Source organism: Microbacterium cucumeris (assembly GCF_058349845.2).
In genome coordinates this window covers 197166-220505 of sequence record NZ_JBYRIZ020000005.1, presented here as the reverse complement: position 1 = coordinate 220505, position 23340 = coordinate 197166, and the positions used below count along the sequence as shown (strand labels likewise).

At 65.0% G+C, this 23340-nt stretch carries 18 protein-coding genes, 1 tRNA gene and 1 pseudogene; 10 read left to right on the top strand and 10 right to left on the bottom strand.

The window, feature by feature from the left end; genetic code table 11:
- Positions 1-7: 7 nt before the first annotated feature.
- The 5 genes from AC3RXZ_RS14620 to AC3RXZ_RS14600 all read right to left on the bottom strand — a co-directional run bounded on the left by AC3RXZ_RS14620 (position 8) and on the right by AC3RXZ_RS14600 (position 10173).
- Positions 8-1273: a coiled-coil domain-containing protein gene (locus AC3RXZ_RS14620; RefSeq protein WP_491494487.1), complete on the bottom strand. Its 1266-nt coding sequence runs from the start codon at positions 1271-1273 to the stop codon at positions 8-10.
- A gap of 6 nt (positions 1274-1279) precedes the next feature.
- Positions 1280-1540 (bottom strand): hypothetical protein, encoded by a 261-nt coding sequence (locus tag AC3RXZ_RS14615; protein ID WP_491494486.1) that lies wholly within the window; start codon positions 1538-1540, stop codon positions 1280-1282.
- Positions 1537-4530, bottom strand: a complete 2994-nt coding sequence (locus AC3RXZ_RS14610; protein WP_491494485.1) for an AAA family ATPase — start codon at positions 4528-4530, stop codon at positions 1537-1539. The genes AC3RXZ_RS14615 and AC3RXZ_RS14610 overlap by 4 nt, the downstream gene beginning before the upstream one ends.
- A 387-nt stretch (positions 4531-4917) precedes the next feature.
- On the bottom strand, positions 4918-8655 hold the full coding sequence (locus tag AC3RXZ_RS14605) for a YobI family P-loop NTPase (protein WP_491494484.1): 3738 nt from the start codon (positions 8653-8655) through the stop codon (positions 4918-4920).
- 144 nt (positions 8656-8799) lie between these two features.
- Positions 8800-10173, bottom strand: coding sequence for a HEPN-associated N-terminal domain-containing protein (locus tag AC3RXZ_RS14600; protein ID WP_491494483.1), 1374 nt, complete (start codon positions 10171-10173; stop codon positions 8800-8802).
- A 319-nt stretch (positions 10174-10492) separates the two neighbouring features.
- On the opposite strand from AC3RXZ_RS14600, the gene AC3RXZ_RS14595 reads away from it, so the two are divergent.
- Entirely contained in the window at positions 10493-11044 is a 552-nt protein-coding gene (locus tag AC3RXZ_RS14595) for a uracil-DNA glycosylase (RefSeq protein WP_491494482.1), read from the top strand.
- 106 nt (positions 11045-11150) lie between these two features.
- Positions 11151-11597: pseudogene (locus AC3RXZ_RS14590) on the top strand (transposase); the annotation flags it as partial.
- A 315-nt stretch (positions 11598-11912) separates the two neighbouring features.
- Here the strand turns inward: AC3RXZ_RS14590 and AC3RXZ_RS14585 are convergent.
- Complete coding sequence (locus AC3RXZ_RS14585) at positions 11913-12191, bottom strand: helix-turn-helix domain-containing protein (protein ID WP_491494481.1); 279 nt, start codon at positions 12189-12191, stop codon at positions 11913-11915.
- A 147-nt stretch (positions 12192-12338) separates the two neighbouring features.
- Between AC3RXZ_RS14585 and AC3RXZ_RS14580 the strand changes: the two genes are divergently transcribed.
- Positions 12339-12731 carry a hypothetical protein gene (locus AC3RXZ_RS14580; protein ID WP_491494480.1) on the top strand — a complete coding sequence of 131 codons (393 nt, stop codon included), beginning with the start codon at positions 12339-12341 and terminating at the stop codon, positions 12729-12731.
- 57 nt (positions 12732-12788) lie between these two features.
- Here AC3RXZ_RS14580 and AC3RXZ_RS14575 read toward each other — a convergent pair whose 3' ends face one another.
- Positions 12789-13064 carry a hypothetical protein gene (locus tag AC3RXZ_RS14575; protein WP_491494479.1) on the bottom strand — a complete coding sequence of 92 codons (276 nt, stop codon included), beginning with the start codon at positions 13062-13064 and terminating at the stop codon, positions 12789-12791.
- A gap of 350 nt (positions 13065-13414) precedes the next feature.
- Here AC3RXZ_RS14575 and AC3RXZ_RS14570 point away from each other — a divergent pair, with 350 nt between their 5' ends.
- The 3 genes from AC3RXZ_RS14570 to AC3RXZ_RS14560 all read left to right on the top strand — a co-directional run bounded on the left by AC3RXZ_RS14570 (position 13415) and on the right by AC3RXZ_RS14560 (position 15823).
- A complete protein-coding gene (locus AC3RXZ_RS14570) occupies positions 13415-13783 on the top strand; it encodes a hypothetical protein (protein WP_491494478.1) in 369 nt (122 codons plus the stop codon).
- Between the two features lie 26 nt (positions 13784-13809).
- Positions 13810-14157 (top strand): hypothetical protein, encoded by a 348-nt coding sequence (locus AC3RXZ_RS14565; protein ID WP_491494477.1) that lies wholly within the window; start codon positions 13810-13812, stop codon positions 14155-14157.
- A 442-nt stretch (positions 14158-14599) separates the two neighbouring features.
- Positions 14600-15823, top strand: a complete 1224-nt coding sequence (locus AC3RXZ_RS14560) for a zeta toxin family protein (RefSeq protein ID WP_491494476.1) — start codon at positions 14600-14602, stop codon at positions 15821-15823.
- 176 nt (positions 15824-15999) lie between these two features.
- Here the strand turns inward: AC3RXZ_RS14560 and AC3RXZ_RS14555 are convergent, their stop codons facing one another.
- Positions 16000-16278, bottom strand: a complete 279-nt coding sequence (locus AC3RXZ_RS14555) for a glutaredoxin family protein (protein ID WP_491494475.1) — start codon at positions 16276-16278, stop codon at positions 16000-16002.
- A 109-nt stretch (positions 16279-16387) separates the two neighbouring features.
- Between AC3RXZ_RS14555 and AC3RXZ_RS14550 the strand changes: the two genes are divergently transcribed.
- The gene (locus AC3RXZ_RS14550; protein WP_491494474.1) at positions 16388-16981 is read left to right on the top strand and encodes a hypothetical protein; all 594 of its coding nucleotides are present in this window, start codon (positions 16388-16390) and stop codon (positions 16979-16981) included.
- A gap of 246 nt (positions 16982-17227) precedes the next feature.
- Complete coding sequence (locus AC3RXZ_RS14545) at positions 17228-18382, top strand: tyrosine-type recombinase/integrase (RefSeq protein ID WP_491494473.1); 1155 nt, start codon at positions 17228-17230, stop codon at positions 18380-18382.
- Positions 18383-18627: 245 nt separating this feature from the next.
- Here AC3RXZ_RS14545 and AC3RXZ_RS14540 read toward each other — a convergent pair.
- Positions 18628-18719, bottom strand: a tRNA-Ser gene (locus AC3RXZ_RS14540).
- 149 nt (positions 18720-18868) lie between these two features.
- Between AC3RXZ_RS14540 and AC3RXZ_RS14535 the strand changes: the two genes are divergently transcribed.
- Entirely contained in the window at positions 18869-20767 is a 1899-nt protein-coding gene (locus tag AC3RXZ_RS14535; RefSeq protein ID WP_491494472.1) for a DUF6807 family protein, read from the top strand.
- 389 nt (positions 20768-21156) lie between these two features.
- Here AC3RXZ_RS14535 and AC3RXZ_RS14530 read toward each other — a convergent pair whose 3' ends face one another.
- Complete coding sequence (locus AC3RXZ_RS14530) at positions 21157-22203, bottom strand: M24 family metallopeptidase (RefSeq protein WP_491494471.1); 1047 nt, start codon at positions 22201-22203, stop codon at positions 21157-21159.
- Between the two features lie 94 nt (positions 22204-22297).
- On the opposite strand from AC3RXZ_RS14530, the gene AC3RXZ_RS14525 reads away from it, so the two are divergent.
- Positions 22298-23302: a LacI family DNA-binding transcriptional regulator gene (locus tag AC3RXZ_RS14525; RefSeq protein WP_491494470.1), complete on the top strand. Its 1005-nt coding sequence runs from the start codon at positions 22298-22300 to the stop codon at positions 23300-23302.
- The last annotated feature ends 38 nt before the right edge of the window (positions 23303-23340 follow it).

Genomic DNA, 23340 nt, shown 5'->3' with positions numbered 1-23340 from the left:
CGCAGGGTCACTGCTCGATTGAGGGGCCCGCGGCTCGGTCGCCGCTGACACGGTGCGGCGCCGCCGGATCGCTCAGGTCCCCGTATTTGTTCATCACCCGTTGAACCCGGGTCAACGTCCGCCGCTTTACCGCTTCCAGTTCAGCCCGCATCTCCGGCTCGATCTCTTCCTTGAGGCGTTCCTCGAGTTCAGCGTCTGCGTCGTACGGCGCGAGGCCTCGGACGACGCGCGCCACCGAGTCCAGCCGGATCTCTTCCCGGAGATCCGCCTCACGCCGTGCCCGATGGTGCTCGTATAGGCGCGGTCGACGAGCTCGCACCTCCGCAAGTTCCTGTTCGTGCCGAATCTTCTCGGCGTCAAGGTCACGCTGACGGAGCTTGCGCAGGCGCACGGCGCGTTCCTCGTGCCGGATCTGTACGGCGCGCTCTCGATACTCGCCCGACTCATCCGCCCGTCGCACGTATTCGGCCGCGGGCAGCTTGCCGTTGATGATTCGTCGACGTAGCGACGCCACACGCGAAGGCAGGTCCAGGGCGAAGCCATCAACCACCTCTGCGGCGATGAACGCGCGCTCTTCGTCGGTTCGAAAGCGAGCGAAGTAGTCGGAAGCGGCTTGCTCGTTGCTGCGCCGCTCCTCGGCGTAGAGCTTGTGCAGTCGGCGTGGCGGCAGCCCCTGGCGCTTCAGCCGTGCCCGATGCCGAGCTGCTTCACGTCCGCGGGCTCGCTGCGCTTCGAGATTCTCTGCGTACCAGCGCTTGTAGGCGTCAGGGTCCTGCTCTCGACGCGTCGCGGCCGCCCGCCTCTGCCGATCGCGTACTTGCTCAGCGTGCGTATCTCGGTAGCGCATCGCGTCCGCGCGCATCCTCTCAGGGTGTCGCTCGCGGTATCGGCGCCGATACTCACGAACCTTGTCTGGATGCGCCGCACGGAACTGCCGGCTCCGTTCGCTCGCTTCGTCAGGATGCAGGATCCGCCACTCTCGCGCGTGCTCCCGGGCCTTCTGCATACGCAACTCACGCCCTCGGCGACGTGCACGCGCAAGTCGGTCTCGTTCTCTCGCGGCGTGGGGATCTGCTTCGCGCTGAGCCTTGCGTCGCGCGGCCAGTGCCTCCTTGTGCTCCTCGCGCCATACCTTTTGCGCGGCGCGAATCTGATCCTTATGTTCCTCTCGATAGGCCTTGCGGTAGGCCCGAGTACGCTCAGGATTCGCGTCCCGCCAAGCCTTGTTGCGCGCGCGCCTCCGCTCCAACGCCTCCGCAGTTTCGGCCGCCATGGCAAATCAACTCGCATCCTCCGAGTCGGGAACCAAGCCGTAAACGTGATCGGTCAAGCTCTCGCGGTGTGCTGTCGGATCGACGACAGTCCGCCCGATCAGTTCTCGTAGCTCGGGTGTAACCTCGTCCTGGGGTGTCTCGACCAGACACCAGTCGATGTCATCGTCAAGTTTGTAGCTCGGCGAATCTGCCGGCAGCCCCGGGTAGTACATGAGAGCGATCGTCGCGACCTTCTGCAGGAGCAGATCGGCATCGTCGAGTTTCATCTGATTCCTCGTTCCGGTGGGTTTGGATCCGCAAGAGCGGACCCGGTTTGCCTCACGGCTGACATCGGCGAAGCCTCGAGGACTGCAAGTTCGCGGCGTTCAGCCTCCACGATGCGCGATTGCAGCGCCGCGTAGGTGACAGTAGGGAGATCCGTCGCGTCAGCCTCCACGATCGAAGCCCGAGCATGTTGCCGCGCTTCTTTCGAGGTACGAGCCGCGTCAGCCGCGAGGAGCAAGCTCCGGGCTGCGAGGAGCCAGCCACCTACACGCGCAAGGTCGGATGCTCGTGGCGGGTCGCCGGGGCCAGTGTCGACCTCTGGGTCGCGAGCGGAATGCGCGAGGTCCTGCTGTGCGGCGTGAACAGCATCCTGCTGGTCTGGCTCAGGCAGGCCGCGAAGCATCGTCTGGGTGAGGACGCGGCGTGCTGCCGTGTCGCTGCTTGCGATGACGATCGCTTGGTTGTGGCGTCGGCCTCGGGTAAGACCGACATAAAAGCCGGCGGCGTCGACGTCGGGGCCGACGAGCGATGTGTCTGTGGTTTCGCCCTGGATGCCGTGCACGGTGGTGGCGTAAGCGAGGTGCAGATAGTCCGCCGCATAGTCGCGGGTGATGGTGCGCCGGTCGGTACTGTCGTCCAGCCGAGCAAGCTCGAGTCCGGCCGCGCCGATACCGGTGACGGTCCAGAGCACGCGGTTCTGTACGCCGGTGGCGGTATCGTTGCGGCGCGTCTGAACGACGTCACCTTCGAGGATGCGTTGCTCCCCCGCGCCGACCGCCATCCGGTCCAGGTGCAGCTCGTATCGGGCGATGCGCTCATCCTGAATGGCTTCGTTGATCTGGTCTGCTTGTTCATTCGCTGCAACCACGACGGCGATGGAGCGCGTCTCACCCCGTTGCTGGAAGTACTCCTGCACGAGCGCGCGGCGTGCAGCATCTGCGTCCTCAACGCATCGAATATGCCCACGGTCTTGCAACACCTTCGCGATACCCGCCGCTTCCTCCTCCGACGCCGGCGCGCGAAGGCGGAGCGTCAGCTCTGCGTACTCGGGGTCATCGAATCGATGGACTTCTGCGAGAACGATGGCTCGACCAGCGCGACGCTCTGCGAGTGCCATCGCTCCAGCATGACCGACTGGGGACGCCTGGAGCGGGTCCCCGATCATCGCCAGCCCGGCTCCGGTCTCGCTGACCAGTCGCGTGAGCGCATCGGCAGCTTCAAGGTCGAGCATGCCCGCTTCGTCGACGACCACCCGGTCGCCGGCCCGGAGCGCATACCGCGATGGACCGGAGTACGTGTGTCCGGTGATCGGGTCACACTGGCCTGTACTCAGGCGCCACCAGGTGACGGCGCCGGCATCGTCGGTGCGCCACCGCCACCCATGATCAGCAAGCAAGGCATGCACGCTTGTCCCCGGAGTGCGAACTTCGCGGCTCGCGACTGCGGCGGCCTTCCGGGTCGGCGCCACGATCACCAGCCTTCGGCGCTGCGTCGCGAGTGCTTCGCGCGCGGCGCGAAGCAGCGTTGTCTTCCCCGCGCCTGCTGGGCCCGTCACCGTGACCAATCGACTACCACTGGCCAGCGCGACCGCCGCATCGATCTGCCCCGCATCCAGGTGACCTCGATCCACGATCCCCTCGACGCGGGGATCGATCGGGGCGTCCGCGGCGTCGCCACAGCTGAGCGCCGTGAGGTCGAGTCCAAGCCGGGACTTCGTCGCAGCAAACGCCTTCGTGACGAACGTCTTGACGTGTTGTGGCTTGTGATGGTCGTCCGGGAGGAGATCACGGACGTGACTTAGTGCACGAGCCACGACGTCGTCGATGAGGTTCTGCAGATTGTTCCGCGCTGCGATCGGACCGTTCGCCGCAACCGCACGAGTCGCTCCGGCCCGCAGATCCAGCATGCTGAATCTGCCGTTGCTCGACTTCGACCGTTCATCCGCGTCTACGACCGCCCGACGCGCCAACAAATCCCGATCGAGGCTCTCCAAGACCTGCGGCTCGACAATGAGCGGAGTACGAGAAGCACTCAGTCCAGGATCAAGAGCGTGGAGCTCGTCCATCACGAGCGCGTTCCACGACGGTTCGTCGAGCACGTCTGGTTTCTGCGGGCGGCTGGTCGCCCACGCGTATCGGTCGATCCGATGCAAGGCAGCCGCGCTCGGCACCTGCCCCGGATGCTCCGCCCTCCACTTTGCGAGGAACACCGCCCGGTTCGCTTCGATCTGGTTCGAGCGGCGAGACATCGGACGCACCACGTGCGCCAGCTCGGCCACCTCCCCGTCCGCGTTCAAGGAGTATCCGTGGTTTGCAAGCGCGGCGATCCATTCCGGATCTGTCCGGCAGGCAAGGTCCCCCTCGGCGTTGACGAGGTTCTGCACTCGCATCGCGACTCGCGAGTCGACATTCGACCACCGGCCATCAAGCCCCTGCACCTTCACCGACAGCCACAAATGCCGGTGGACGTGCGGATCCAGGGCACGGGAACGCCGATGCTTCAACTCGACGACTTCGACTCGCGCCAACCGCTCGCGAAAGCGCCCGCCGGCACCGCGCCGCGCGTTCAACTCCGTCCGCCACAGCGTCAGGATGTGGTCGCGGACACGGTCCTGCAATGCTTCGAATTCGGCTGCCAGTTCCGTGTCCAGCATCGCCGCAATACTGAACGACTTCGGTGCGTTCACTGTGCAGTCAAGAATTAAGTCCGCGCTCGGCGACGAGAGAATCCGCCCGCGACGCTCGGCCGACTCCGGGTCCAGGCCGTCCACCCAGTGCGTCAGTTCGGCGGCGTTGAGTTCATCGTGGACTATCGCGTCTGTCATCACGAATCGGGTGACCGCCGCATTCTGAATCTCGCTGTACGAGGCCAGCGCGGCGGCCCCAGTAGAACGCAGAGGCGAGTCGCACGCTCCCCGCAGCGCGTAGTCCAACGCGAGGCGGACCCCCTGGGAGCCGGCGCCGCGTTTCCAACGCTCCAGACCACCGCGCACGCCCACAGGCTACGCCGAATTTGCCTATGACGCTAGACCATTCACAGAAAGTGCCTGCGTGCATTGCCTTTTTTCTTTTCCCTTCGATTCGCTTGGTCGAGGGCCTCGGGGTGTCCGGGTTTCGGGTGTCGGTGCAGCGTGGCTGTCGGTGGGCGTAGGGCGGGCGTTCATCGGGTGTCGGTGCAGCGTGGCTGTCGGTGGGCGTAGGGCGGGCGTTCATCGGGCGTGGGTGCGGGCGGGGTATTCGGGCAGCGGTGTCGTCGTCGGCGCAGCGGGCGTCCCTAGAGAAACTGAAGCGTGCACTCAGGGACCCGCTTGCGAGCGGCGATCGCATGAGCGGATGCGCGGATCTCCGGGCACGCGGAGGAGTGAAGCTCGGGGGTGCCGTCACTGAAGGTGCGCCACGAGCTGTTGCCCCTTGCCCTTGAACTGCTTTCGACTGACCCGCCTCACCGTGTCGCCAGCGAAGCGCTCAAGCAGCGTGAGGTGGGCATCATCGGCTGGGAACGATGGCCGACCCTTGCCACCTGTCGCCACTCGCTCGTACTTCCCGCCCATGGCACGGAAGACCGCCCTCGTCTGTTCACGAGTTGCCCTGTCTTCCTTGGCGAGCAGTGCCACGACCTGGGTCTGGAATGCGCCCGCGTCGAGCAGGGCTTGGATTCGCTTGGCGTGGATTCTCCACCCCTTCTGGATCAGCGCAGCCGCGATATCGCGGGCTTGTGCCCGGCTAGCTGACGGCAGGTAGCTCTCCAACTTGTCGATTACGGCGAGCCGTTGGTCGTGGGAAACCATCGGGCTCCGAACGAGGTCAGGCACCCAACCGACCGGAACGACGGAGGGCGAAGCGAACGTCTTGAATGCTCTCGACGCCTTGATTGTGCGCTCCAGCGTGGTCCAGTCCAGCATGAGGGCGGATGTGAATGTAGTTTCATCGTCCGGCAGCAGACGAACGGCTATGAGCCGGGCCACGAGGTCGCCCGACTCTGGCGCCACGAGATCGGGGGCCAACGTTCCTGGTGCTAGGCTCGCCGCGGTTTTCGCCCGCGCGAGCGTCGATGGAATGCTGTCGGCCGCACCGAGCAGCGCGTAGGCGAGGTCGCGTCGGGCGGCGAGATCGGAATCCGTTTCCGTCGTGATGTGACGGCCCCTCAAGAGGATGGCCAGCGAGTCGTCCACCCCGTGCTGTTCCACGTAGGCAGCGACATTCGCGAATGTAACGGCCACGTGGCCCGTGCCGACAGCCGTCTGCCAGGTCCGCACGGGTAGGTCCTTGATGTGGGCGACGAGGACATCGCCAGGTGCCGATTCGAACACGTGCCGAAGGGCATCAGCGCCCGAGCCTCCAAGATCCGTCACGAGCCTGGCCAGCTGCTTTCCATCGGTGACAGTTGCGAAGTCGGCGGGGTGCTTGTGAACCAGAGACACGTAAGCGTCAGCGTTGGCCAGGACGTGGTCATAGAGAGCGCGGTTCGTTTGTCGAAGCCTGCCTAGTACGACCTGACCGCGAGGAACGAAGAGGCGTAGGTTTCCGGCAGTGACGCTGAACGCTTGCAGCGCGAGGGCTGCATCACGGGCATCCGCACTAAGCGGGTGGAGGTCGGGAATGACGCCGCCAGCACTGCGGAGGAGACCGAAGACAGCCCGCGCATGGTCTGCATCTGGGGGCGCGACTACCGACTCCATGGTGCTGTAGTTGTCCGCGAGCAACGCGGCGAAGGAGGGATCCACGGTGAAGTTGTGACTCTTTACGGCCAGCAACACGCTGTTGACTATGTCGACGCGGTCAGCGGCAGCTATTGCGCTCGACGTGGTTGCGTAGTGGATCACATCGGACCAATGTGATGTGAGCTGCGCAAGGAGCGCTCCCGGGTGCTCGCCTTGCGACATGTAGACGTCCAGGAATTCCTCTCGTGACGCGTCTTCCTTGGCAAGCTGCCGCGCCACCAAATCCGCGGCCCGCGGCCGCTTCACGAGCAAGTAGTCGACGATGCCGACATTCAAGATGCTCGGGTCGCTGAAGAGGTCCGCGTCGTCCCTCCTTTCCGCATCCTGTTCTCTGAGTATCTGGCGCACCTCGCGCGGTCGGAGCTCGAATGTTGCATCGGGGATGCCCGGTCCGATGAAGCGGTAGATGTACTCACGTGCTTGCTTACTCAAATGCTTGCCGTAATAGTGCGACGTATACAGAGCAAAGTGAGACGTGATATAGCCCTGGCGAACGAGGGCACGGGCGAGCTTGGAAGGCAGGATCGCCTGCGCGACTTCGGCGAACGTCACTTCGTCTTGATCTGTGATGCTGCTGAGACGTGCCCGCTCTTCGGGTTGGAGGTCGAGCAGCGCGGGGTCTACCGAGACGTCTTCCCGCGCATGCAGCTCTGCCCAGGTGTGGTGGCGTAGGAATCTCACCCGTTCCGCCAGTCGTCGTTCTGTTGACTCGGCAATGTCCAGGTCTTCTCGCGCCCAATCGGCAGGATCGACGCTCGAGCCCAGAAGCCTGGTAAGACTTTCCGCTGAGAATGTGAACGAGGTCACCGCTCCGGAGTTGCGGGTGAAGGGCAAAGACAACTCGTCGTTCTCGACAATCTCCGTCCATCCCGTCGCCGAGGCGAGGCGATCCTTCACGTGCGCCGGCAGGTCCACGGCGAAGGGAGACGGAATCGCGGCGTCCAAATCGGCAACCAGGTTCAAGAGACTCTCGCGCAGACGCGCGGCTTGAGCGTCCTCGTCCACTGCGCGCCTGCGCCGATCTCTGTGCGAGGTGAGTTGGCGAACCGATTCCGGCGTGCTCGCCGTCACCATGGACCTCCACGCGCGGTACAAGCGATCCAGTGAGCTTTCCCGGTGTCGGATGTTTTCGTAGTCGGCGAGGTGCGTGTTCTTGAAGAGCACCATGGCGAACACCAGGTCGTCCGTAATGTCGGGCAATGCCGACTCAGAGACCACCAGCTGATTCCGGTAGATCTCGAACTCGTTCCGGATGTTATGAATCATGCGCATGTCGGCGACGTGGCGGGCCGCTAGTCGAATGAGAGCGGGGCTGATCTTGAAGTCCTTGCTCTTCATCGAGGCCGACATCACATCCCGTGCATTGTCAGGGCTGACAAACGGGACGACGGGAATGATCACGTCGAAGAACTTGGTCCGGCTTGCGCGCTTCAGCGCCTCCTTGGCGTGGTCAGGAGTAAGCGCATCCATTTCGTCATCGCCTGGGGTTGCGCCGATCCTCTCGAACACGCTGTCGCGTATGGCATAGACGAAAGTGATTCGGCGCCCGATCTGACGAGACCCATTGAGGAGACCGTTCAGCGCGCGAAGCGTGTCAAAGATCTCCGCATCCTCGAAACGATCTATGTCTTCAATGACGACGACGTTGCACTTCGTCGCTTCGAAGAAATACACGATCTCGTCGAGGTACGCGTCGAAGTACGTGTCCGACTGCTTGGTCAATGTGACGGTGGTGATTGCAGCGTTGACCGATGCGCTCATCACCGGCCGGGCACGCAGGACGACGATGGCCCCCCAAGCGGCGGCCACGAGTAAGAGCGTGACGACCCCGTATGCGAGCCAATGTCGCCAGGTCTCTGAAAACCAGGACGTGATGATGGGATGTAGGGGCCCCAGAGCAAAGAGCACGGCCGCGAGGACGAGTCCGATGATGACCGCGGCTCCAAGCTCGCGTCGGCGGTCCGGGACCGTAGCGCGCCGGAAGCGGGACTGCGGCACCGCTGAGACAGTGGTTCGGTAAAGCAGTTGCTTGACAATCTCCTTCTGAATCTGATTTACCCGCGAAGTGGGAGAGTCGCTGGGGTCGTCCGTGTCGGATGACGAGTGATCGCGTGATGCGATTGTGGACAGCGAAAGCCAGACGATGCTGTCCTTATACCGCGCTTGGTTCCGCAGCGCACTGAGGACGCTGCTCTTTCCGGTTCCGTATGCCCCCGTTACCGCGATGTTGCGCGAATCGTCATGAGCGAGCGCTCGCTCGAGCAAGTCCAGGTAGAGCTGGTGCTGAATCGCATCAAACTTGGGTGCCAGGCTAGCCAGGCGGAGAATGGCGCCTGGTCCAGTTGACTGGTCTTTGTCGAGTCCGGCGGTTGAACTCGGAATGAGATTGTCGCTCATGGCAATATCGTATTCACATGCACGCACATGCCACCCGAAGTGGAGGTTGGCAGGGGGACCGCTGCACGCGTAGGTGTCATCCGATCTGGCGTGTGCGAAACGGTCCGCTCAACGGGCAGTGCCCCTTGACGGATCGTTCGCAGGCTACCTCCGCGGGCGGCCGCCGCTTCGTCGCGCGATCAACACACCGAGCGAGAGCACGCTGGCAAGCACCATCGCCCCCAAAGTCTGTAACCTGCGTCCGCCTGAGGAGCCGTCCTCGCCGCGTGGGGCAGGGAGTCGGTGACGCACGGTGCTGTCGGCACGCAGGATTAGATGTGGCTCATCTGATCCGAGTGGTTCGCCAGCACTGACGCAACGCTCATTTGGAATGTCCAGAACGTTCGAGCGCCCACCCGGGTACACGGCACTGCCATACACGATGCCAGTTATGGGGCGACCGCTCGCCGGCTTCAGGATCCGGAGAAAGAACTCCGTCATGATCTGCGTTGGCACGTAATCAATCGCCTCATCGCCAGCGGTCACCGGAGCGCTCAGTGTGTCTACGAACTCATGGAGGAACGCGATTTCTCGGCGATAGCGCCCGAACTCCGGGTGAAACAGAGACGGCACTGCCGGGAGCCTTGTGAAGTCGACCACGCCTACAGCGGATGAAAGGACGAACTCGCCGAGGGTCACAAATCGGTCGCCCTTGACGTTGTGCCGAGCCACCTCTGCGATCGCCGTTGGCTCGTCCATCGCCCCGTAGAACATCGGGATGCCGGCAGGGCTCATTCGATTCGGCTGTTTCGCGAACTCACGAGGTGCGGTTCCGAGCCTCGCCGCAGATGCCGTTGGCATGAGCCTGCGTGTGTTGTGAGGTTGCGCACGCCATAGGATCGAGCCGGCCCCGATCTCACGGATCAGACCCAACTCGTCAAGCAGGTCCCCGACCTCGTGCAGGATCTTTCCGACTGGCACTTCCCCTGCGAATCGTTCCTGTCGCTCGCTTTCTTCGTCCTCAACGATCCAGATAACGTAACGAGTGCGGTACTTGACAGCATCGCTGAACTCAACCCAGGCGTCCCGGAGGACGGCGTCCCTGCGACGCCACACCCAGTCTCGCTCGACCCAGGTTCGCTCTTGCAGAGAGTCCCTAACCTCCTCCGCTAGCGCGTCAGTGGCGAAGAGGTCCCAGAACTCTCCAACGAGGTCCCAGCTGTCGAAAGTGGATGCCTGGTACCCGCCTTCGCGGCCGTCCCACGGCACACCCTCCGAATCCGCGTCGTTGTACTCAAGCCGCACTCCGTCGACGAACGCACCCAACAGCACATCTAGCGAAGCCGCAGGCGAGCTTCCGCAAAAGTCGCATGACACATCGTCGGCGGACTCGGAACCAATCGCATCCGATAAGTGCTGGTCGTTGACGCACGCGCAGCACACGTGCTTTTCGGAGTAGCTCCAGCCCTGCTCTTCCTGCGCCATCATCATTTCTTTCGCCATCCCCATCTGCCCATCTTGGCCGAGCAGGATGAGCATGCCCAACGACTGATCAACCACGCTGCCCGCTAGTGGGTCCAACCGGCGTATACCTTGCGGGTGGACGGGAAGGGATAGTCTTGGCGCGGGCCATCGCACGCGAACTACTCCTTCGTGAGCTTCGGTCGGCCGTTCACACGGCGCTAAGAATCATCTTCTGGCGGATAAATCGATGTCATACTCCGGCGACGCGTCACGTCTTCCAGCCGATTGGCGTACGGCGTTGGACAACCAGGGGTACGACCCTGCTCGCGCGGATGCACTCGCAAATCGGCTCTGCTCCTTGCCCGGTGTGTCAGTCTGGCCGAAGCCGCAACTCGTGTTCCGCGCGTTTCACGAAACAGCCCTACAGGATGTCCGCGCAGTCATCATCGGCCAGGACCCGTATCCGCAGCACGGTCGCGCCACTGGACTCGCGTTCGAACTCAGCGCGGGACCTACCCCCGGTGACTCGCTCGACCGAATCTTCGAGAATCTCGAAGGCGACAGTGAGATCGCGTTCCGTCGACCCGCCAGCGGCGGCGATCTAGGCGCCTGGGCACAGAAGGGAATACTTCTCTTGAATGCCGCGCTCACCGTGCGTGAGTCGACTCCGAAGTCTCATCGGCCCGACTGGCGCCCCTTCACAGCGAGCGTCTTGAAAGTCATCAACTCCGAATGTCGAGGTCTTCCGGTGCTCCTCCTCGGCACCAGCACATCCGACTGGCTCTCGACGCCTATCGACGAACCGCGCCACCGATCGATCCCGACGACGCACCCGATCGCCTGGCACTCGCAGACAGTCCCGCTGTTCCGCGAATCCACACCGTTCTCTGACGCGAATAGATTCTTGGCAGATGTCGGCGCCAGTGCGATCGACTGGAGTCTGTGAGCCCGCTGAGGCCGATTGACGGGGTAGAGGCGCTGCTTTTCCGGCATGGCGAGTTTCGCGTTCGCGATCGCACGCGACCGTCCCGCCTACGTGCACTGCCCGTTTGAGGATCGGCTCCGCACGCTCCACGCCCGTCAACGCGCTGATCTCCACGATCTTCGCGCAGACCACGACGGAGGCCGTGCTCGCCCAATACCAAGCCGTCACCGACAGCCTCCGCTCCTCGTTTCCCGAGATCGCGGCCATGCTCGAGGCGGCCGAACCCGACCTCACCGCGTTCGCCCCACTACCACGGGAACACTGGCAGAAAGTCTGGTCCAACAACCCCATCGAACGCCTCAACCGCGAGATCAAACGCCGCGCCGACGTCGTCCAAATCTTCCCCGACCGCGACTCCGTCACCCGCCTCATCGGCGCCGTCCTGCAAGAGCAGCACGAGGAATGGTCCTACGGCGAACGCCGCTACTTCTCCGACATCTCCATGCGCAAACTCATCCACACCCTGAACGAACACACCGAACCCATCCGCCCCGAGCTCCACCACACCGCCTGACCCCCAACCCATCAGGAACAATCGGAGTGACACCAGACCACGGGACTTGACCGCCACGACTCTGAATCCGTCACAATCGGAGAACACCTCTCCTCTCCGAAGTGCCTGGCACCACAGGCGAGTGTGAGTAGCGAGCGAATGGCAGTTGTCGCTTATCCGCTCCGCATGCCGCAGTGAGCTCGTCGGCGCCTGCATGCCGTGCGTTGATCCAGCATGCACGCGGGCGGGGTTTCGTGAAGCGATGACGCTGGCTGCCTATTGGTCGATCCGAAGGGACGGGAGCCGCACGGACGGTTGCTAACTGCAATGATACGCTCAATCCCGGTGCGCACTCGCCCGTGTTTGCCTCAGTATCACCTCAACCCCGAGTGCTTCAAGAACGCGCATCACGGTGAGAAACGTCGGGTTTGACGCTTGTCCCGATGGGGCGACTCCTCGCTCTAGACATCCGTAAGCGCCGATCGCAACGTCCGCGCGATGCGCAATCTGTTCTTGGGTGAATCCTCGCCGAATCCTCAAATCCCGAATCGCCCTGCCGAAACTTAAGGCAGAAGCACGGTGACGGTCGCGTTCGTCTTTTCCTATCGCATTCACTCCGTTGGCCCTCCCCCGCGTGCCGGATTATTCCACAACGTCCTCCCGTTGACCAGCTATCCCGATGGATAGCACTCACTCGACCGTGGCAGCAGAGTTGATGACGAAGGCGGTCCCGCCTGGTAGGAGATAGGACTGGAGGTCATCATGACACACAAGAACCGCACGGTGTTGGGGATCGGAGCCGCCGCCGCGGCGCTGTTGGTTCTGTGCGCAACCCCCGCAGGCGCCAGCGCCTCAGCAACCGAGGCCACATCAAGAGCCGTTTCCAACGTCCTACAGGAAAATGCGCAACAGTCCGATGCAGGTATCCTCGCCGTGACGCGCGCAGCTGGCAGTCGCTCATGTCGTTCCGGAGAGCAGGTGTACATCCGCATCACATTGTCCAGCTCCGGGCGGGTGGGCGTTGCGGGCAACTTCCGGGCACAAGCTGCACTCGGCATTGATCACTTCTTCAAGCTCGGAGTGCGAAGCGCGGACTGGGAAGCAGGCGCTACGACCGGCATCCAGACGATAAACGACGGTTGCACGTCGATGTAGCCTGAGGGCGTTGAGCCGCCACGTTGAGTGGCGGCTCAACGCCCTCAGGAGCAGGATTCAGTCTTCGAGATCCCGAATCTGTTCCTCTAACGCCGTCAACTCGACACGCATGTTCGCGACCGAATGAGACGAGAACCTCCTAACCGGCATGTCAAGGACGGCTTCGGCCTGGATCTCGGACAGTCCGCAGAAGCCCGCCAAGTCCTGCGCCGTGATGACCTGGTCCGGTGATGATCGAGCACAGAACTTGAGCACCAAGTCGGAATGATCCGCCACGTAGATCAGTGCCCGAATAATCTCCACTCTGCCCTGAAGGTTCTGAAGTTCGCTCATCGAAGTCACCATAGTCGGTTGACATCCAGCACTGCCGGAGCCCGCGATACCGTCACCCTGTGGGGGTCAGCGGAAAGCATCGCTCCCGCACCTTCGACCATCTGAGGGAGCTTGACCCTCTTCCTTCGACCTCTGGAATGAGGTCATCGCCGGCTCGGAGAGGATTGCGTGAGACGGCCTCTGCTAACTCGCCGGCGTTCCGACGTCGAACACGGAATCTGGTCCCACAAGGAAACCCCATCGCTCAGACAGGCCGTGGCTTACGTCGCCGGCCACTCACACCAATCCCCTCGGAGCGACGATTCGATCGGAGGCAGCTCAACTCCCTCGTCACCGATATCATCGTCACCATGCCGGAGCGGGAATCAGAGATAGCCGACTGGGCACCGCCTCCGATTGATGACTGCGAAGAGGATCGGATGTCCGTCGGTCTCGACGACGTCCACGTCCTGTCCGTCAGACGGGTGCTGTGGAACGGCCAGCTGGTGGCGTACGCGATCGTCTTGTCGCGCAGAATCGGCGACCGGTCGCTCGAACTGGTTTGCGTTGATACGTTGAATCATGGATGTGTTCATCGACATGATGGTGATCACAATGCGCCTCACAAGGAGATCAGGGCGATATCCTCCCAGCAGGACGTGCAAGAATCGTTCAACGACGCGTACGACGAGGTCTACAACGAGTATCTACGAGCCATGGGATTGGACGAGTTGCGATGAATCGCCATGAGGCCACACGTCGGGTAATGAGCAGCATCCTGCGCCCCGACAGCAAGGTCCGACTGCGGTACGCCGCGCCAGATGGATCGCGACCGATCGTGGTGTGCACACCCAACGAGTACTTGAGCGAGGTCGCCAAACGGATTGACGCTGTCGGCGGCTCTGCGAACGTCGTGCTCGCAGAAGTCAAGCGGTTCAAGGTCATGGTGATCGAAGCGGTCCCCGAAGACGTCGAGACAGAGTCTGAGAACGTCAACGCGGAAATATCGATGGGCATGTTCTACATCCGAGCGAGCAGTGGCCGCCGCAACGGAACCTTCCACATCGGTGGCGTGAACGCAGAGTCGACGGCTCAAGCCTTCGACTACGCCTGATCGTCGGGCGCGTCGACGCTCACGGTGTTCCCCGCATCTAGCACGGCACGTCTTCCCGCGTGCGGTGAACTCGATTCAGGCGACGAGCACGCATGTACAGGGTGTGCTGCGGCCCGAACCGCACCCACGCGGTCACCTGCGGTCGGTGACTCTCGGGGCGGATCGCGAGGAGGTGCCGGTCGAGCTCGATCTCTTTCACCGTGAGGGACTGTTACGGCCCCTTCGTGCTGATGAACGATTCGATGGTGCGTTCGTCCATCTGCTGGTCGATGCCGTGCGGGTAAGGGTTGTTCGTCGCGTTGCCCGTCAACATAGATGTATACGAGTTCGGCAAAACCCTGGGCCAACGCCTAAGGCGGCGGTCACGAAAAGGCCCCTGCCCGGGGGACGCCAGCGGGCAGGTTGCAAACCCTTCTTGGTAAACTCGCGGGAAGGAGTCAACATGCCCCAGCGCCTTTCGCCTTGGCGAGTGAACGATGCGGTGCTGTACAACGTGTTACGCGACGACGTCCGCGCAGTCGTGGCAGGATTCCTCTTCTCCGAGCAAGGTGAAGGCGCGCGCGTCGCGAATCTGATCGCGCAGGCTCGTTCAGAGCTTCACGACCTGAACGGGTTCGATCGCGACGAGGTCGTCACGAAACTCACGAGCTTCACGCGGCCAAGCCCTCTCGTGACTGAGCCTCCGGTGGCCTCAACAGACCGCGAGGAGCTCGTCCTGCAGTCAGTGTTCCACGGCGCGCAGCCCGGTCCGCACCCCACGTTGGTCCTGCTTGCCGGAGCCCCCGGAGCGGGAACCGGCCGATCGATCGGGCCCGTCCGGCGAATGCATGGCAACAGTCTTGTCCCGATCGAAGCCGAGGACCTTCAAGCGTTTCATCCGCGCTATCTGGAACCGGCATTCCGCGCCTCGCCTGCCGGCCAGCACGAGCTGTCGCGGTCCGCGGCCTCCTGGTTGCAGGCGGTGGTAACTCATGCGCGTGAGCGTCATTTCTCGTTGCTCCTCGAAGGCGCGTTCGGTTCGCCGAGCACTGCGCTGGCTGTGGCCCGCCGGTTCACGGATGCCGACTTTCAGGTGCACGTTGTCATCGCCGCTACACGCAGCGAGGAGAGCCTGTTGTCGGCGACGTCTCGGGGCCTGCGTCAGATGCAGCAGCGCTTACCGTCGCAGTTCGTCCCGCCTCCGGAGCATGCGCGTAGCCTCGCCGATGTTGATGCGCTCGTCGAGGCTTCCGTGGCTGATTCGACCGTCGGCCGCGTATCGGTGATCGGGAGGCGAGGCCAGGTCGTGCTCGATGCTCACCGTGCCGATCCCGCTGCGATGGCCGACGTGTCCGCGGCTTTTCGCGCATTGTGCACTGAGAGGATGTCCGCGCTCGAGGGAGCGCAGTGGCTGAGCGAGTTGCGCCATATGACGGCGTTCGCGCAATCGTTGCGCTCGATTCCTGGCGCCGCGGTGGAGTCTCTCGTCGCGCTTCATGAGATAGCAATCCAGCGCGTGGTGCCCGAGCTCCCGGTGCCGCCGAACTCGGAGGTCGTGCGGATCCAGCAGGAGAGGCTGACCGCGGACCTGGCGGCGCTCCGGCGCGTACACAAGGTCGCCGAGGTGCCCGATACCGCGGCGCCCATCACCACGCCATCGGCGCCCGGGACGTCGATCTCGCGATGACCTGACCGCACTCCTGCTCCGGCCGGATAGCTGCCGAGCCTCAGTGGGCGGCCCGCTGCGCAGTGCCGCGTCGTGGAATACCGGACCGAGCGGAGCGAGGGAGGATATGCCGCGAAAGCGCGGCACGGAGCAGAGCGCCGCCCACTACCCTCTCGCAGACGGCGGAGCTGCCACCATCAGGCCTTCCCGCTATTCCCCGGTCGATCCGCGGTCGTGGCGAGGCCGTCGATGAGGTCCGGGCGGAACCCCGACCAGCGCGTGACGCCATGGTCGACCTCGATGACCGGCGCCTCCCGGTAGCCGAGCTCCTCAGCGAGGAACGCCCGGACCGTCGCGTTGTGCTCGTGGAGGTCAACGAGGTCGTAGCGGATGCCACGCTCATCAAGCCGTTGGCAGGTCAGTCGACACCGCTGACACGACGGCCCCGCCGAGTACACGATCACGTCCATGAACATCCACCCCTGCTGCGCATCCAAACTGACTATTGACACAAGTAGATGCTTAAGACATACACTTAATCAAGAGGTCCTGCGAATCTCCAGTGCGGTAAGACAAACTGAGGGGGTGAAGGTCGACGTGAAGAATCTCGATGGCACACCGATGACGTGGCGCTCCGCCACGCAGCCAGTCGGGTCCGCACTGCGCATAGCCCCAACGTTCATCGCCTCAACGTGTGACGAGGACACGGGAGTCGAGACCACGATCGAGGCGCATTACAGCCTCGATAAGGGCCGCTACATCATCACTGCGATCACCAACCGGGCGTTTCGGGCCGACTTTGATCAGCATGCACTGCGCCGGACAGGTTCCGTGGCGATCCTGCAGCAGGCCGTCCCGGAGTGCATCACGGTCCGCCTCACCGACGAGGACGAGACAGGTCGGACGACTGTCGCGGACCTCACCTCGAATGCAGGACGGCTCATTCCGCCATGGATGGCAGCCGCCGCCGTCAAGCGAGGCGGCAAGGAAGAGCGCATGGAGGTGATCGAGATCATCTACGGCGCTTCCGCGCTCGCCGGTATCCCGCCCGTGCGGGCCGTGCAACTCGAGCTCGACATCCCCCACCGCACCGCATCCGACTGGATCAAGAAGGCACGCTCCGAGGGACGCTTGGAAGGCATGACGTACAACGTCGGCCGCCAAGCAGATGGTAACTAGACACCTCACTCCCCTCCCCGAGCTTCCACAGGCCAGCGATTCCGCGCGCGCCGAGTCAGCACCTCACACCGATCTGGCGCCGCTCTTCTACTCGGAGGAAGAAGCAGCACACCTCCTCGGCATCCACCGGACCACGCTCCGGACTCTCGCGGTCCACGGATGCTCGCCTGTGCCCCCGATTCAGATCACCGAACACAAGCGCATCTACAGGCGCATCGATGTGGAGCGCCTCGCCGGCGTCGCGCCATGAGCATTCAGGTGCGGAAGACCGCAGACGGACGGACCCGGTACCTCGCCCGCGTCAAGGTCGGCGAAGTGCACGTGGCATCGCGGACATTCGGCCGCAAGAGTGACGCCGAACGATGGGAACGCGAACAACGACACCGCTTCGAGACCGGACGCCCCACTGCCCCCAAGCCGAGCTTCACGCTAGCCCAGCTCGTCGAAGCGTTCCAGGAATCACGCAGACACGGCAACCCCAAGACGATCGACACCGACAACAACAACCTCGCAGCACTCCCGCCGTCGCTCCTTCGACGCCCGCTGACCTCCATCCATGCTGAGGACATTCAAGGACATCTCCTTGGTGAGCTACGCAGCGGCAAAGCACCGTCGACCGTCGCACGCGCGCGCACGACACTGAGCGCTCTGTTCACGTACGCCGAAGAGCGCGGAATGCTCGAGCATCCCCACCCCGTGCGCAGCATGAAGAAGCTGCCGCAGCTCTCGAGCGTCGCACTACGTTCGCTGAGCCTGAACGAGATTCCCACAGGGGAACAGATCGATTCCGTACTCAGCGAACTCCGCGAGCGCCGGGCTGACATCGCCGACGTTTTCGAGTTCATGTCCCTCACGGGCATCCGCTGGGGCGAAGTGCGCGCACTCCGCGTGCGCAATCTCAGCGAGCACGGCCTCCCACAGTTGAACGTCGAGCGCTCCCACTCCGATCGCTACGACGAGAAGGTCCCGAAGTCGTGGCGCGGTCTGCGTTCGATTCCGCTCTCACCCCGCGGACTGGAGATCTTCCGCGCCCACGCTGCCGGAAAGCGGCCGGGCGACTACACATTCACGAACACACAGGGCGGTCAACTGACGTCGCTGCTTGTGCGCAAGTTCCCGCTCGGCTTCCGGCGACACGCGCTGCGGCACTACGCCGCCTCGACATGGCTGCGCCTGGGCACGCCTGTTCACGAAGTAGCCGAGTACCTCGGCGATGACCCCCGTACTGTCCTGGCAATCTACGCCCACGTCCTCGGCGAGGGACAACGACGCGATTTCGCACAGCGCCTCGCACAAGCCGAACACAGAGCCCAGGCTCGCAACGCCGCCCCGTCGACGAACGTCACTTGGCTCACCAGCCCTTCGGCCAGCCCGCACGGACACGACGGCGTCAGCCTCTGACGATTCACCGCAACCGAGACCGAGACCGAGACCGAGAGCGGCGCGCGGCAGCATCTCGCCAGACTCGCGCACCCCAAAATCGACACTCGCACAGAGGGTCGACAAGCCCACTTTTCGCGCTCGTCGGAGGATCGTTTTTCAGAATCCCGGCAACACCACGGCAACTTGGGGCCAAAATCGGGCAAAAAAGTGAGATCGTATACGAAACGTTTCGATTAGGAAATGGCTCACGACCAGGGTTTTTGTGGCGGAGACGGAGGGATTTGAACCCTCGGTCCCCGTGAGGGGACTCCACCTTAGCAGGGTGGTGCACTAGGCCTGACTATGCGACGTCTCCAAGCATCCGGCCGAGGCGCGGACGCGTCATGCCATCATAACCGCTCCGGCCAGCCACCACGAACCACCCGGCGACCGTGACTTGGTAAGCGCTTTCCGATATGCTGGCACGGATCGCATCGAAGCATCCCGCACCGCGAAGGAATCCGCATGACCACCGTCCTCCTCGTCGGCGCCCACGGCTACGGCCACGTCCACCTGCGCAACCTCGAGCGCCTCGGCGACCGCGTCGAGTTGATCGGTCTCGTCGACCCCAAGGGCGGACCGGCCGAGGGCTTCGGATCGGATGCCGCGAGCTGGCCGGACCTGGACGCCGCTCTCGCCACCGGCATCCGGCCTGACATCGTCATCGTGGCCACCCCGACCAACACGCACTTCGGCCTCGCGGCGCGCGCGCTCGAGCACGGCAGCGACGTCTACCTCGAGAAGCCACCGGTCGCCACGATGGACCAGTTCGAGGAGTTGCTCGCCCTGCAGAAGCGGACCGGCCGCACGGTGCAGGTCGGGTTCCAGAGCTTCGGCTCGCACGCGCTCGCCGAGATCGCCGAGCTCGGCGGCGCCACATCGGTGGCGACCTGGGCGAACTGGAGCCGCGAGTTCGCCTACTGGACACGCTCGGCCTGGGCGGGCAGGCGCACCCTGAACGGACAGCCCGTCGTGGACGGCGTCCTCACCAACGCCCTCTCGCACGCCGTCGCCACCGCCCTGCACATCGCCGGTGCACGCCGCCGCGAGGACATCGGGCGCGTCGAGCTCGAGCTGTACCGCGCCAACGACATCGAAGCCGACGACACCTCCAGCGTCCGGATCACGCTCTCCGACGGCCGGGTCGTCTCGGCGGCCCTGACCCTGGCAGGGCCGGCCCAGCACCAGCCGCTGATCGAGGTGCGCACGGCGTCCGCGGACGTCCTGTTCTCCTACACCGACGACGTCCTCACCTATCCCGACGGGCGGGTCTCCCGGCCGGGACGCGTCGAGCTGTTCGAGCAGTTCCTCGACCATCTCGATCATGGCGTCCCGCAGCTGTCCGCTCTCGTCGACACGGGCGCCTACATGGAGGTCCTCGAGGCCGTCCGCACCGCCGAGGATCCCGTCCGGATCCCGGATGCCGCCTTCACCGTCCTCTCCGACCGGATCGCCGTCGACGACATCGGGGAATGGGTCGAGCGCACCGCCCGCGCCGGCGCCCTCTTCCGCGAGGTCCGTGCGCCGTTCGCGCCTGAGACGGCCGACGGGGCCACCGAGGACCTCCTGCTCGGCGACCACGTGATCGCGGTGCGAGACGACGGATCGGCCGTGACCCCGACCTCCGGCCCCCGGCCGTTCCTGCACCCTGTCCGCACCCCGGCGGGTGTCGTCGTCACCGATGCGCATCCGGCCGACCACGACTGGCACCTGGGCGTCTCGGTCGCGATCCAGCACGCCGGCGGCGTGAACCTCTGGGGCGGTCCGACCTACACCGCGGACGCCGGATACCGCTGGCTCGACGATCACGGCCGCATCGCGACGACCTCGTTCGAGCGCACGGCCGACGGATTCGCGGCGACCGCGGACTGGCTCGCCCCCGACGGCGCCGTGCTGCTGCAGGAGCGAACGACCTGGCGGTTCGCCGAAGCATCCGATCCGCGGGCGTGGACGTTTCGGACCGAGACGACGCTGCGGGCCATCTCGGACATCGAGCTGGGCAGTCCCGGGTCGCACGGCCGCGCGGGTGGCGGCTACGGCGGCTTCTCGTGGCGGTTCCCCCCGGCATCCGACGTCGACGTGCGCACCGCGGATGCGGCCGGCGAGGACGCCGTGCACGGGACCGAGTCGGACTGGATCGCCTTCAGCGCGCGCTTCCCGGACGGCGAGGCGACTGTCGCGCTGGCCTCCGAGGAGCGCCGGCCGTGGTTCGTGCGCGTGACGGACTACCCCGGGATCGGTTCGGCTCTGGCCTGGGACCGGCCGGTGATCCTGGATGCCGGAGAAGCCGTCACCCTGTCCTTCCGCGGCGTCGTCGCCGACGGCCGGCTGACGGATGCCGAGGTCGCAGCGCTTCTCGATTGAGCTGTCGGCGAGGGAGCGAGGCAGAACACGGGGAGCGTTGTTCCGTCGTCGGCCCGTTTCGACTCGGCCGGCTGCGCCGTCCTCGCTCAACGAGCGGAAGGGGACACGAGGGCTGCGCCGGCCTCGCTCAACGAGCGGAAGGCGGGGGCGGGAGCGGAAGAAAACGGGAAGCGGCGAGCGTTGCTCAGACGTCGGCCCGTTTCGACTCGGGCGGCTGCGCCGTCCTCGCTCAACGAGCGGAAAGGGACACGCGGGCTGCGCCGTCCTCGCTCAACGAGCGGAAAGGGACACGCGGGCTGCGCCGTCCTCGCTCAACGAGCGGAGGGGGGCGGGAGCGGAAGGGGCAGGGACGCGTGCGCCGGCCTCGCTCGAGGAGCGAGGTGAGGAGACTAGACCGCGCCGTACGGGAGCGCTACGGGCCGCTCCAGGCCGTCGTGCGTGATCGTCGGCCAGCGCTCGTCGAGCGTCAGCGCCTCCCAGCCGTCCGGAGTGCGCAGCAGCGTGTCCTCGACCTTCACTCCGGGCGCCGTCGGGTTCCACGCGAACGCCTGCCATTCGGCGAGCGCATCCGTCGTCGCCCTTGTCGCCCGCGGGTCTCGGCCCGCGTAACCCGTCGGACCGCCCTGGTGATGCCGCCGCCATTCCTCCGCGTCGAACCCGTGCGCGCCGTAGGCGGCGATCCCCTCGCCGAACGCCTCGTCAAGGGGACGCCCGGGGACGGACGCATCGAGGAAGGCGCGCTCGACCGCGAGGATGCGCTCGTCCGCGGCATCCGCACCGACCCAGCGGGTGATGTTCGCGATCAGACCATGGCGCCGTCCGCACACGACCACCATGGCGCGCTCGCCCAGCGCCGCCGTCGTCGGGAGCGGATGCCGGAACGGAAGGCGCTCGCGCCCGGCGACGAGGATCACCAGCGGATCGATGCCGCGCGCGACGAGCCCGGCCGCCACCGACGCCGCCACCGCCTGCTCGACGTCCTCGGGATTCACCCGCGAGAGCACCTCCGTCAGCACCTCGGCGGCATCCCGTCCGAGCGCGCGGTAGCGGTCGCGCTCCCCCGGCAGCAGCGATGCACGAGCCGCGCGCAGCTCCGCGGCGACGGAGGCCTCCGGCACCGCGGCACCGGCTGCGAGCGCCGCCTCGGCCGGAGACGTCTGCCACGGCACGCGCACGATCCGCTCCGCGTCAGCGGGCAGGAGTTCCTCGGCGACCAGCCGGTCGGCCTCGTTCTCGGCGATGAACAGCGCGTCCCCGGCATCCTCGACCCGGACGGCGAGCACCGGCGGACCGGCGAGCGAGACATGCGTGCGCACGCCGTCGAGATACCAGGACACCGCCTCGTGGGAAGCGAGCACGAGCGGGGCGCCCGCCGTCACGCGCACCCGCGCCAATCGCTCCTGCTTGACCCTGCGGTCGTGGTCCGATCCCGCCATCGCGATCTCCTGCCGTCGTTCCGGAAACGTTTTCTCACACGATAGTCGCTACGATGGCGTGGGTCGCGCCACGCGCGAGAACGGAGGGTGAGCGATGGTCCGCTCGACACGGACGCGGATCACCGACGTCGCGAAGCTCGCCGGCGTCTCGCTGTCGACGGTGTCCCGCGCCATGAACGACAACCCCACCGTCGATCCGGCGCTCGTCGAGCGCGTGAAGGCCGCGGCCGCCGAGCTCGGCTACACCGCCAACCCGCTCGCGCGCAGTCTCGTCCTCGGCCGCACGCAGACGGTCGCCGTCGTGATCCCCGACCTCGAGAACCCCACCTACCAGGCCATCCTCCGCGGCCTCAGCCGCGCGGCCTCGACCGACGGGTACCACGTTCTCATCGCCGACTCGGTGGAAGACCTCGACAACGAGCGCGCACTCGTCCGCACCACCCGTCTGCGCACGGACGGCATCGTCCTGTGCGCGCCACGCATGCCCGAGGACGAGCTGCAGGAACTGCTGCCCGACCTCTCCCCCGCCGTCGTGATCAACCGCTCACCCCAGCCCGACACCCCGGTCGTCGCGGCCGACTACGGCGCCGGGCTGCGCGAGATCATCGAGCACCTGACCGGGCTCGGTCATCGCCACCTCGCCTATCTCGCCGGCTCCGAGCGCAGCGCCTCCCATCGCGCCCGCCAGGACGCGATCGCACGGGCCGTCGCCGAGATCGCAGATCTGCGCATCGACGAGATCCCGACCGGCGTCGACTTCGACAGCGGCGCCGCAGCCGCCGATCCCGTCCTCGCATCGGGTGCGACGGGCGTCCTCGCCTTCAACGACCTCGTCGCGCTCGGCCTGCTGTCGGCGCTCCGCTCCCGCGGCATCGACGTGCCCGAGCGCCTCTCGATCGCCGGCTTCGACAACATCCCCTTCGCCGCCAACGCGACGCCTCCCCTGACGACGGCAGCCGTTCCGGCATCCGACCTGGGCGCGCAGGCATGGCAGGCGATGCACGCTCTTCTCGAGGGCGGCACACCGATCGCGGCATCCACCGTCGTTCCGGCGCTGGTCGTCCGGGAGACCACCGCCCCTCCCCTCGCCCAGCCGTGAGACTTGGTTTGCAGCGCGAGGCTTGGCTCAGCTGACCA